At 66.1% G+C, this 10,792-nt stretch carries 7 protein-coding genes and 1 pseudogene; 5 read left to right on the top strand and 3 right to left on the bottom strand.

Going from position 1 to position 10,792, the window contains the following annotated elements; all coding sequences use genetic code 11:
• The 3 genes and pseudogenes from BKH32_RS07180 to BKH32_RS13250 form a co-directional block, all read right to left on the bottom strand.
• A pseudogene (locus BKH32_RS07180) lies at positions 1-410 on the bottom strand (MOSC domain-containing protein); the annotation flags it as partial.
• A 75-nt stretch (positions 411-485) separates the two neighbouring features.
• Positions 486-2,405, bottom strand: a complete 1,920-nt coding sequence (gene lepA / locus BKH32_RS07175) for a translation elongation factor 4 (protein WP_075249301.1) — start codon at positions 2,403-2,405, stop codon at positions 486-488.
• Between the two features lie 268 nt (positions 2,406-2,673).
• Positions 2,674-3,768 carry a pentapeptide repeat-containing protein gene (locus BKH32_RS13250; RefSeq protein ID WP_143222757.1) on the bottom strand — a complete coding sequence of 365 codons (1,095 nt, stop codon included), beginning with the start codon at positions 3,766-3,768 and terminating at the stop codon, positions 2,674-2,676.
• An 808-nt stretch (positions 3,769-4,576) separates the two neighbouring features.
• Between BKH32_RS13250 and BKH32_RS07165 the strand changes: the two genes are divergently transcribed.
• The 5 genes from BKH32_RS07165 to trpD all read left to right on the top strand — a co-directional run bounded on the left by BKH32_RS07165 (position 4,577) and on the right by trpD (position 10,788).
• Positions 4,577-5,065: a DedA family protein gene (locus BKH32_RS07165; protein WP_075249299.1), complete on the top strand. Its 489-nt coding sequence runs from the start codon at positions 4,577-4,579 to the stop codon at positions 5,063-5,065.
• Positions 5,066-5,222: 157 nt separating this feature from the next.
• On the top strand, positions 5,223-6,866 hold the full coding sequence (locus tag BKH32_RS07160) for a S8 family peptidase (RefSeq protein WP_256691279.1): 1,644 nt from the start codon (positions 5,223-5,225) through the stop codon (positions 6,864-6,866).
• A 277-nt stretch (positions 6,867-7,143) separates the two neighbouring features.
• Positions 7,144-8,871: an anthranilate synthase component 1 gene (locus BKH32_RS07155; protein WP_075249297.1), complete on the top strand. Its 1,728-nt coding sequence runs from the start codon at positions 7,144-7,146 to the stop codon at positions 8,869-8,871.
• A 3-nt stretch (positions 8,872-8,874) separates the two neighbouring features.
• Positions 8,875-9,588 (top strand): anthranilate synthase component II, encoded by a 714-nt coding sequence (locus BKH32_RS07150; RefSeq protein ID WP_081376731.1) that lies wholly within the window; start codon positions 8,875-8,877, stop codon positions 9,586-9,588.
• Between the two features lie 111 nt (positions 9,589-9,699).
• A complete protein-coding gene (gene trpD, locus BKH32_RS07145) occupies positions 9,700-10,788 on the top strand; it encodes an anthranilate phosphoribosyltransferase (RefSeq protein WP_075249296.1) in 1,089 nt (362 codons plus the stop codon).
• Positions 10,789-10,792 lie beyond the last annotated feature (4 nt).

Here is a 10,792-nt window from a genome sequence, read left to right as displayed (position 1 = left end):
CCCAGCCGCCCCGGCTCGATACCGCCCAGAACCTCGGACCAGTGGCGCTGCTCGGCGGCGCTCATGACATAGAGGGCCTTGTCGCTGCCGCCGTGATGGACGCGGTCCCCGTGCTTGTCGGTGACGATCCCGGTGCGACTGACCTCGACCGGGCCGTCGACGGCGCCCTTGTGGATCGCTGAGACGCCTGCCGGACCGGCGTCGGGCCGCAGCCCCTTGACGGTGCACACCGCACCGACGGCTCCCACCAGGTCGCCGTCGTGGAACGGTGAGGGCTCATCGCTGTGGCGCCCGTCCGCGCCGGCGTGGGGCTCGCCCAGCACCCGGGCCAGCTCCCGGGTCAGGACCAGGCCGGAGCCGTCGTCGGTCAGGGCAGCGTCAACCACTGCCCGTCTGCTCGTGTCGGTCATGTCCGCAGCCGTCCTTCCGTCGTCCGCCGGCGCCGTCCTCGTCCTGCTCGATCCTGTTCGTACCCGCCGGCCGCGCTACTTGCCCGGCTTGGCGCCGGTGGGCGTGTCCGCACCGAGGGCCGCGATGAAGGCCTCCTGGGGCACCTCGACCCGACCGATGGCCTTCATGCGCTTCTTGCCCTCCTTCTGCTTCTCCAGCAGCTTGCGCTTACGGGTGATGTCACCGCCGTAGCACTTGGCGAGCATGTCCTTGCGCAGGGCCCGGATGGTCTCGCGGGCGATGACGCGAGTGCCGATGGCCGCCTGCACGGGAACCTCGAACTGCTGGCGCGGGATGAGGTCCTTGAGACGCTTGGTCATCATGACGCCGTAGGAGTAGGCCGAGTCGCGGTGGACGATGGCGCTGAAGGCGTCCACCTTGTCCCCGTTGAGCAGGATGTCGACCTTGACCAGGTTGGCGTCCTGGGAGCCGTCCGCCTCGTAGTCCAGGGAGGCGTAGCCGCGGGTGCGCGACTTCAGGGCGTCGAAGAAGTCGAAGACGATCTCCGCCAGCGGCAGCACGTAGTGCATCTCCACGCGGGACTCGGAGAGGTAGTCCATGCCCTGCATGGTGCCGCGACGCGACTGGCACAGCTCCATGACCGTGCCCACGAACTCGCTGGGGGTCAGGATCGTGGCCCGTACCACCGGCTCGGAGACGGCAGCGACCTTGCCCTCGGGGAACTCGCTGGGGTTGGTCACCGTGTGCGTGGTGCGGTCCTCCATCGTCACCTCGTAGACCACGGAGGGGGCGGTGGAGATGATGTCCAGGTTGAACTCGCGCTCCAGGCGCTCGCGGATGATCTCCAGGTGCAGCAGGCCCAGGTAGCCGCAGCGGAAGCCGAAGCCCAGGGCCACGGAGGTCTCCGGCTCGTAGGTCAGGGCGGCGTCGTTGAGCTTGAGCTTGTCCAGGGCGTCGCGCAGGGCCGGGAAGTCCGAGCCGTCCACCGGGAACAGGCCGGAGAAGACCATGGGCTTGGGGTCCTGGTAGCCCGACAGCGGCTCGTCGGCCGGCGCCGCCGCGGAGGTGACCGTGTCACCGACCTTGGACTGGCGCACGTCCTTGACCCCGGTGATGAGGTAGCCGACCTCGCCGGCCCCCAGTCCGGCCGACGGCGTGGGCTCGGGGCTGATGACGCCGATCTCCAGCAGGTCGTGGACGGCCTTGGTGGAGAGCATCTCGATGCGCTCGCGGGGCTTGAGGGCGCCGTCGACGACGCGCACGTAGGTGACCACGCCGCGGTAGGTGTCGTAGACGGAGTCGAAGATCATGGCACGGGCCGGGGCCTCGGGGTCGCCGTGCGGGGGCGGGACGGTCTCGACGATCCGGTCGAGCAGTTCGGGCACGCCCTGCCCGGTCTTGCCGGAGACCTTGAGGATGTCGTCGACGTCGCAGCCGATGAGGGAGGCGATCTCCTCGGCGTGCTTCTCCGGCTCGGCGGCGGGCAGGTCGATCTTGTTGAGGACCGGGATGATGGTCAGGTCGCCCTCGATGGCCATGTAGAGGTTGGCCAGGGTCTGGGCCTGGATGCCCTGGGCGGCGTCGACCAGGAGGACCGCGCCCTCGCAGGCCGCCAGGGAGCGGTTGACCTCGTAGGAGAAGTCGACGTGCCCGGGGGTGTCGATCATGTTGAGCGCGTAGGCGCGCGTCACGCCGTCGTCGCCCTCGATGGCCCAGGGCATGCGCACGGCCTGGGACTTGATGGTGATGCCGCGCTCGCGCTCGATGTCCATGCGGTCCAGGTACTGGGCGCGCATGTCGCGGGGCTGGACGACGCCGGTGGCCTGGAGCATGCGGTCGGCCAGGGTGGACTTGCCGTGGTCGATGTGCGCGATGATGCAGAAGTTACGCAGCCGGGCCTGCTCGGTGGCGGCGGGCTGGACGCTGGCCATCTGCTCTGGTGTGGGGATCGGTGACACGGAGATCGGTTCCTGGCTCTTCCTCATATCCGGCATGGGTCTGGCCCAAGTCTCCCACGACGGCGGCCCGCCGCCCCAGCCCGCCGGGCCAACCCGCAGTGTGAGGTGCGGCCGCTCAGAACAGCACGAGGACCTGCCGACAGCAGCCGGTGACAGCATCAAGGAACGACATTGAACTGCACACGTAAATTCTATCTGCACAACAGGAAATAGGGATCTTCTTTCCTTGCTCATACACCTACAACGTCAAACAATTTCTAAACATCAGCCCCACGCATACGCACCCAAACCTTGTCAACACACGTCAACCCCACAGCTTATCCCGACTCCTATTCTCGCGACACCACACCTCCGGTTCATCAACCTCCAAAGCGAGCTCACCAGAAAAATCTGCCCAACCAGCCCCAGAAGGCAGTTCTGAGATAAATTTTCCCGGCGACTCCTCCAGGAAAATTGGAGGATCGGTATGCCAGTACGCGACATTAAAGCGCACCCCTCCAAAATTACCACATCCACCCCCTTCATATTTGATACCACGGAAACGTGTATCTCCCTGAAAGAATGCCTTCGAAAAATTCACGCAACCTCTAAATGTTGCCATGTTAAAGTTCGCAAACGCACGAAATCTTGCGTGCGAAAACCGAGCGTCACCAGAAAATATTGCGCCATAAAATGAGGCACTTTCAGTGAATGTCGACATCCCCAAATCTAGATAATTATGAAAATGCGCCCCACTAGCATTCAACCAGCGACACGTGATCCCCCCAAGATGAACTCGTTCGGTGAAATGGACACCATGTAAGTCAATTTCACAGTCGCACCATAACTGATCGTCGGCGACATCTTGCTTGACTTGAAGGCAAGAATGTGAATCGACCCTTCCTTTACGGAGATGGCGCGCTAGCACATTTAAAATAGTAGACTCCACTGGACCATCATTCGTTGTATAGTATAGTTCGGAAGTGTCTTTGACCTCATGACTACACACCTCAGCACCATCAGGAGAATTCCAGCTTCCTCGCTCAACACGTAAGTAGCCACATAGAATGTTGACAACACGCTGATGGTAAGAACTACCATAGGTGTCAGCCAAATCCGCCAGAGAATAGACGCCCGCAATCCGAACCTGAGGCGAGTCACTACCAAGTTGCTGAACCGCGGACAAAAGCTTGACATCAGCCTCACTGTGTTCCACGCCAGCACGTTCTCGATATTTTATCACTAAGTACCCCACAGCACCGATACCGCCAATCATGGTCAAGGAAACCTTGATACGCTCGAAAGGCTCAGTTCGCAGTTCGCCGCCAACCCAATTGACAAGAATTCGATGCAACGAAAAATATGGCCCACTCCCCCACATCCAACCCAACACAGTGAAAGCGACAATAGCCAGAATCACCCAAAACACGATAGTCTCAAATAATCCCCACCGCCGAGGCTTGAAAATAATGGTTCCGAATCTCCTAACCTTGCCCCACGCCGTCCGAAATATACGCCGAATTGACTCAAGAACCTGAACCGTCCACAACAACAGAATACTCCTTCACCAAACATTCTAAGCAATCTCAGAAAACTAAGCTAAGCAAAATTAGCCTCCAAACCACAAATCACTGCACTTTGGATGGAAGACCAACATTGGCTGCGACCTAACTCCATAGTCACCCCTCCACCGGAGATGGGGCACTGGAACGCACCCCCTTGAGGACCCGCTACAGAACAGTGATCAGTCGCCTACAATTTGGGGACACGCATTAAACTCAGAACAGTGAAACTAGAGGCAGCACGCACCACCACTCCCCACCTACCCAGAGACTCATAACCAGCACTAATACTATAGTCGTCAGTCGGTTGTTAGCGTCCTCAGAATCCACAACTACTCCTCAACTTTGAGCACCCCTGTAGGGAACGCAGCCTACCCCACCCCAGCAACCCGAAGCGAAACAATCAGATTCTCGACTGCTGCGCCGACGCGATTATCGGAGTCCACTGCGCCGACCCACTTTCGAGAAACGTCGCTGCGGCGAACCAACTCCTCCTGCGCCTACCCGGATGGCACCCGAACATCCGCCAGCACATCTCCATTCCCTTACAGTTGTTCTCAACAATGACCAACCACGTTGAGACAATATCGTTGCGTCAGAAATTGTGTTATTATTGTCACACAAGAGAGATGTGACAGTTCTATCTCATAGGTTAGCCTTCCTCGCATGCTGGAACGGATCCACTCCCTGCCCTATCCCTGGGTCTTCCTGTTCTTCTGGTGCCTGGCCATGATGCGCTCGCACACCATGTACTGGATCGGCCGGGGCATCACGGCGGGGACCGCGCGCACCCGGTGGGTCTCACTGCTCAAGGCCCCCGTGTACGCCCGCGCTCAGGCGTGGTCGGCCCGCTGGGGCGTGCTGGCCGTGCCGGTGTCCTTCCTGACCGTCGGCATACAGAGCGTCATCCAGCTCTCCGCGGGAGTGGCCCGCATGCCGCTGCGCCGCTACGTGGCGGCCACGGCCGCCGGGGCGATCGCGTGGGCCGCCGTCTACACGACCATCGGGATGGCGATCCTGACGGCCTGGCTCACCGGGCCGACAGGTCGCCTCGTCTCCCTCCTGATGGCCACGGCTCTGGCGCTTGTCGTGGTCATACGTCGCACTCGGTTCATGCACAGCGACCAAGGCGGCGGGCGCCGCGAGCGCGTCTGACCCGGGCAGCTCTGGCAGCTCTGTCCGCAGAGCCCGCTGGGGAGACCTACCCGCACTCACCGTTGGGCCCTTGCCGCCGTCTCATGCCAGAATCGTCGCATTCCGGGTGCTTGAACAGTCCCCGCCCCAAGACGTCCCAATCGAAAGCCTCCCCACCATGACTATGACCCTCAGCAGAAAACGTGTCCTGCTCATCATCGTCGCCTCCATCGCGGTGATCTCCGTCATCGCCGTCGGGCTGGTTCGCGCCGGAGTCCTCGGCGGGCACAAAGCCACCGCCGCGGCATCAGCCTCCGCCCACGGCAACGCGGCGAAGGTCACCGAGCCCAGTGACCGCTTCATCATCTCTTACGCCAAGAACTCGGCGGCGGGCAAGGTCATTGCCTCCGCGAAGGCCTACGGCGAGAACGTCCTCGATTCCCTGCCCGCCAAGGACAAGGAGGCACTGACCGCCGCCGCGGGAAAGTTCTCGGTCAAGCTGGAGAGCGTGACCGCTCACGCCACGAGCACAGCCGCCGTGAAGCTGAGTGACAAGCTCACCGTGGATCAGGTCAAGGAGTTCATCTCCACGCTCGAGGCCGCCGACGGCATCGAGGCCGTCGAGCCCGATATTCACGTCACCGCCCTGGGCGACGCCTCCACCCAGGACAGCAATGTCCCCAACGACCCCTACTTCTCCAAGCAGTGGGACATGACCTCGGGCTCCTACGGGATCAGTGCCACCAACGCCTGGTCGCAGTCCACTGGGAAGGGCGTCACGGTCGCCGTCATCGACACCGGCATCCTGACCGACCACCCGGACCTCAAGGGCCAGCTCCTGCCCGGTTACGACTTCATCGACGACGCCGAGAACGCCCGCGACAACGACGGCTACGACGACGATCCCTCCGACGAGGGCAACTGGTCCGAACCGGGTGAGTGCTCCGCCCAGAACGGAGGCGGTAAGCGCCGGGACGAGGGCCAGGAGTCGAGCTGGCACGGCTCCCATGTAGCCGGCACCATCGCCGCGCGCACGAACAACGGTAACGGTGTCGCAGGCGTCGCCCCGGACGCCAAGATCGTGCCCATCCGTATGCTAGGCCGCTGCGGTGGCAACAGCTCCAACGTCATCGACGCCATCACCTGGGCCTCGGGTGGCAAGGTCAACGGCACACCGGTCAACAAGAACCCCGCCCAGGTCATCAACATGAGCCTGGGCGGCCCCGGCGTGTGCCCACGCTTCATGCAGAAGACCATCGATGATGCCGTCGCACGCGGCTCCATCATCGTCGCCGCCGCCGGCAACAATGATGAGGACGCCGGTAACGCCATTCCTGCCAGCTGCGAGAACGTCATCACCGTCGGTGCCACCGCGAGCACTGGGGCCCGCTCGTCCTTCTCGAACTACGGTGACAGTGTCGAGATCTCCGCCCCCGGTGGAGAGATCAGCAGGACCAGCCCCAAGATCCTGTCCACGACCGACGAGTCGACGACAGTGCCACGAACCCCCGCCTACTCCTTCATGGTGGGTACCAGTCAGGCGGCTCCACACGTCTCCGGGACCATCGCGCTGATGCTGGCCACCAACCCCGATCTGAAGACGGCGGAGATCGTCACCATTCTGCAGAGCACGGCCACCCCCATGGCCAAGTGCGACCGAAAGTCCTGCGGCGCCGGCATTGTCAACGCAGCCTCCGCCGTCGCCGAAGCGGGCAGCAAGAGCGCCAACCCCAGCACCAGGCCCAGCGCCAGGCCCAGCACCAGGCCCAGCGCCAGGCCCAGCGCCACCCCCGGTGGAAGAATCCTCCGCCTGGGCAGCTGACGCGAGATGAGCACCTGAGCCGCACCGCTGTCTGCGCGCATGGCGCGACCGCGGTGCGGACAGGCGTCTCATCCCTCGCCGACGATTTGGTCACGTCACGACCTCGTTCTACCCTCAGTGCTATGACAGCGTCCCGCAACCGCCAGTGGTGGTGGCTCCCCTCGAGGCGAGCCGCCATCATCCTGACGCGTTAGGACCTACCGGCTCGCTCACCGCGGGCCCGCCCGACGCATGAGTGAGAGGCCCGCCTGAACCCCGATCTCAGGAAAGAGGCCCCATGCCGCCCACTGTGTCAGATACCGTCCCCGAGGCCGCACCGTCAACCGCATCGCCCACTGTGCTGACGCGCTCGGTGCGCTACCACGCCGACGGCGGCGCCCTGCTGGAGCAGCTGACCCGCTCGGGTCTGCTGCGCACCACTGCGAACCCGGCCGGCGAGGGCGCCGCGCGCCCGGTGGACTGCGTCCTGCTGGAGAGCGCCGACATCACCACCAAGGCCTCGCGCACCACGGTCGCCGTCCTGGAGGCCTCGACCAGGCTGACCTGCTGGGGCGGGACCGTGACGGCGGAGGCGTTGGACGCCGTCGACGGAAGGGGCCCCGGGGCCGATGGTCTCGCGGCTCTGGCGCGTCTTGAGGAGGGTCTGGCCGAGCACGTCACCGACCGCTCCCCCGGACGGTTGACTCTGACCCTGCCCACCAGCTCCGACGACGACCCGACCATCGAGGAGCGCGAACGGCTCACCGCCCTGTCCACGATCGAGCCGCTGCGCCTCCTGGCCCGGGCCGAGATCGCCCACCCCCACCTGCCGCTGGAGGCGGGGGCCTTCGCCTTCGACTACCTGTCCACCTTCGAGTCCCTGCCCGAGGCGGCCCAGGGCGCCAACACCTGCCCCGACTACCTCTTCTACGACGCGCGCATCATCCTCGTCGTCGACCACCCCACGCAGGAGGCGACCCTGGTGGGGGCCTCGGTCGACGCCGCCGACCTGGAGCGGCGCATGGATGCGCTGGCAGCCGCCATCGACAGGATCGAGGACCCAGCCGACACCGCCAACACAGCGCACGCAGGCTTCGAGGCGCCGGCCCCGGCCGTCGTCGGCTCCCCCGACTCCCCCGTCCTGCACGCGGTGCCCACCACCTCCGACGCCGACTTCGAGGCGGTCGTGGAGGAGATGCGCGGCTACATCGCCGACGGCGACGTCTACCAGGTGGTGCCCTCGCGCGGCTTCACCATCGCCTGCCCCGATGCGCTGGCCGCCTACCACGTGCTGCGCCACGCCAATCCCAGCCCCTACATGTTCTACCTGGCCGCCCCGGACTTCGAGCTCTTCGGCGCCTCCCCGGAGTCGGCGCTGCTGTACTCGGTGCGCAGCGGTCGGGTCGCCATCCGGCCCATCGCCGGGACCCGGCCGCGCGGGCTGCACCCCGACGGCTCGGTGGATCACGAGCGCGACACCCGCCTGGAGCTGGAGCTGCGCACCGACGCCAAGGAGGTCGCCGAGCACGTCATGCTCGTGGACCTGGCCCGCAACGACGTCGCCCGGGTCAGCCGTCCGGGCACCCGCAGCGTCCGGGACCTTCTGCGCGTGGACCGCTACAGCCGGGTGATGCACCTGGTCTCGGAGGTCTCCGGCGAGCTGGCCGAGGACCTGGACGCCCTGGACGCCTTCCGCGCCTCCATGACGATGGGAACCCTCACCGGCGCCCCCAAGCTGCGGGCCGCCGAGCTCATCCGTCGGGCCGAGGGCGTGCGTCGCGGCTCCTACGGCGGCTCGGTGGGGTACATCCGCGGTGACGGCGAGCTGGACACCTGCATCGTCATCCGCTCCGGTTTCGTCTCCGCCGGTACCGCCTTGGTCCAGGCCGGTGCCGGTGTCGTGGCGGCCTCCTGCCCGGCGGCCGAGGCCGCCGAGACCGTCCACAAGGCCCGCGCCGTCCTGGAGGCGGTCGCCGCCGCCCAGGGAGCCACGCTCGTCATCGACCAGACCGACAGGGAGGCCTGAGCCATGACCGTCACCAGCAGCCAGAGCACCGATCAGGCCGCCCGGAGTCTTGCCGAGGCATCGGCGCCGGCTCGAGTGGTCCTGCTCGACAACCGCGACTCCTTCGTCTACAACCTCGTCGACCAGTTCGCGACCCTCGGCTCCCAGATCGAGGTCTACCGCAACAGTGTTCCGGCCTCCCGGGTGCTCGCCGCCCTGGAGCCCACCGCGGCCGAGCGGCAGGCCGAGCGCCGCCCGGTCCTGTGCCTGTCCCCCGGTCCGGGCTATCCGGCGACGTCGGGCTGCCTCATGGAGCTCATCGCCACCGCCCTGGAGCGGGCGATCCCCACGCTGGGCATCTGCCTGGGCTTCCAGGCCCTCGTCGAGGCCTGCGGCGGGCGGGTCGCCCCGGTGGGTCCGGTCCACGGCCGCTCCGACCGCGTCGAGATCACCGAGGCGGGCCGAGCTGACCCGACCTTCACGGTGCTCGACGGCGGACCACTGGACGTGGCCCGCTACCACTCCCTGGGCACGCGCACGCTGCCCGAGGCTCTCGTCAGCCTGGCCCGCACCGCATCGGTGGAGGGCGTCGACGGCGGAAGCGGCGGCATCGTCATGGCGGCCCGGCACCGGTCGCTGCCCGCGATCGGACTGCAGTTCCACCCCGAGTCGATCCTCACCCCGCAGGGACCGGCCCTGCTCAAGGCCATCACCACCGACCTGGCCCAGACCCCCTGAGCCACGCCGTCCCCGCGCTGTCCCGCAGATCCCGACAGCTGCTGCACCGCTCGGGCAGAATCATCCCCGAGCGCCCCAAGCCTCAACCACCCGTGAAGGAGCCACAGACCGATGAGTGAGACCAACAGCGCGGCCTCCGCCGCTGCGGACGGCACGCATGTTGCCACGGCGCAGGAGGCCCACGAGCTGCTGCGCGAAGTCGTTCAGGGCAGGCGACTGACCCGCGAGCAGGCCTCCACGGTCTTCGCGGCGCTGGGCGCCGGGGACCTGTCCGAGGCGGAGACGGCGGCGCTGCTGGCGGCGCTGCACGCCCGCGGCGAGGAGCCCCAGGAGGTCGCCGGGGCCGCGAGCGCCTTCCGCCAGGTCGCCCGGGCCTTCCCGTCGGTGACCTTCCCGCTGGTGGACGTCGTCGGCACCGGGGGCGATGGCGTGGGCACCATCAATATCTCCACGGGGGCGGGCCTCGTGGCCGCCTCGATGGGGATCGCGGTGGCCAAGCACGGCAACCGGGCCGTCTCCTCCAAGACGGGGGCGGCCGACGTCATCGCCGAGCTGGGGCTGCCCCTGGACGTGGAGCCGGCCACGGCGGTCGAGCTGCTGGCCCGCGACCACTTCACCTTCCTGTTCGCGCAGGCCTACCACCCGGCCATGCGGCACGTGGCCCCGGTGCGCCGGGCGCTGGCGACCCCCACGATCTTCAACGTCCTGGGGCCGCTGGTGAATCCGGCTCACCTGACCTTCCAGCTCATGGGAGTGTGGGACCCGAACATGCTGGACATGATCGCCGAGGCGATGGTCCAGCTGGAGCGCAAGCGGGCGCTCGTCGTGCACGGCTCGGGCCTGGACGAGATCGCCGTCCATGGGCCGACCCTCGTGCGTGAGGCGACCCCCCGCGGGGTCAAGGCCTACAAGGTCACGCCCGAGGAGCTAGGGGTGAAGACCTACGAGCTGGCCGACCTGCTGGGCGGGGAACCGGCCGACAACGCCCGCCTGCTGCGCGAGGCCATCTCGGGTGAGGGAAGACCCGCCCACCGCGACGCCATCGCCGTCAACGCCGGCGCCCTGCTGTATCTGGCCGGCCCTGCCGACAACCTGGCCGACGGGACCGCCATGGCGCTGGAGCAGATCCGCTCGGGCGAAGTGGCCCGCCACCTGGAGTCCATGACCAAAGCCAGTGACCTCGCCACTGAGACGGCCTGAGGAG

It is taken from the genome of Actinomyces oris, from assembly GCF_001929375.1.
GTDB lineage: Bacteria > Actinomycetota > Actinomycetes > Actinomycetales > Actinomycetaceae > Actinomyces > Actinomyces oris_B.
The sequence above is the reverse complement of the archived record's forward strand: the minus strand, read 5'-3'. Positions and strand labels throughout refer to the sequence as shown.

Bases quoted from the DNA above. Each gene is read 5' to 3' on its own strand.
- BKH32_RS07160 (WP_256691279.1), top strand. From the start codon at position 5,223: ATGACTATGACCCTCAGCAGAAAACGTGTCCTGCTCATCATCGTCGCC.
- BKH32_RS07155 (WP_075249297.1), top strand. From the start codon at position 7,144: ATGCCGCCCACTGTGTCAGATACCGTCCCCGAGGCCGCACCGTCAACC.
- BKH32_RS07165 (WP_075249299.1), top strand. From the start codon at position 4,577: ATGCTGGAACGGATCCACTCCCTGCCCTATCCCTGGGTCTTCCTGTTC.
- lepA (WP_075249301.1), bottom strand. From the start codon at position 2,405: ATGCCGGATATGAGGAAGAGCCAGGAACCGATCTCCGTGTCACCGATC.
- trpD (WP_075249296.1), top strand. From the start codon at position 9,700: ATGAGTGAGACCAACAGCGCGGCCTCCGCCGCTGCGGACGGCACGCAT.
- BKH32_RS07150 (WP_081376731.1), top strand. From the start codon at position 8,875: ATGACCGTCACCAGCAGCCAGAGCACCGATCAGGCCGCCCGGAGTCTT.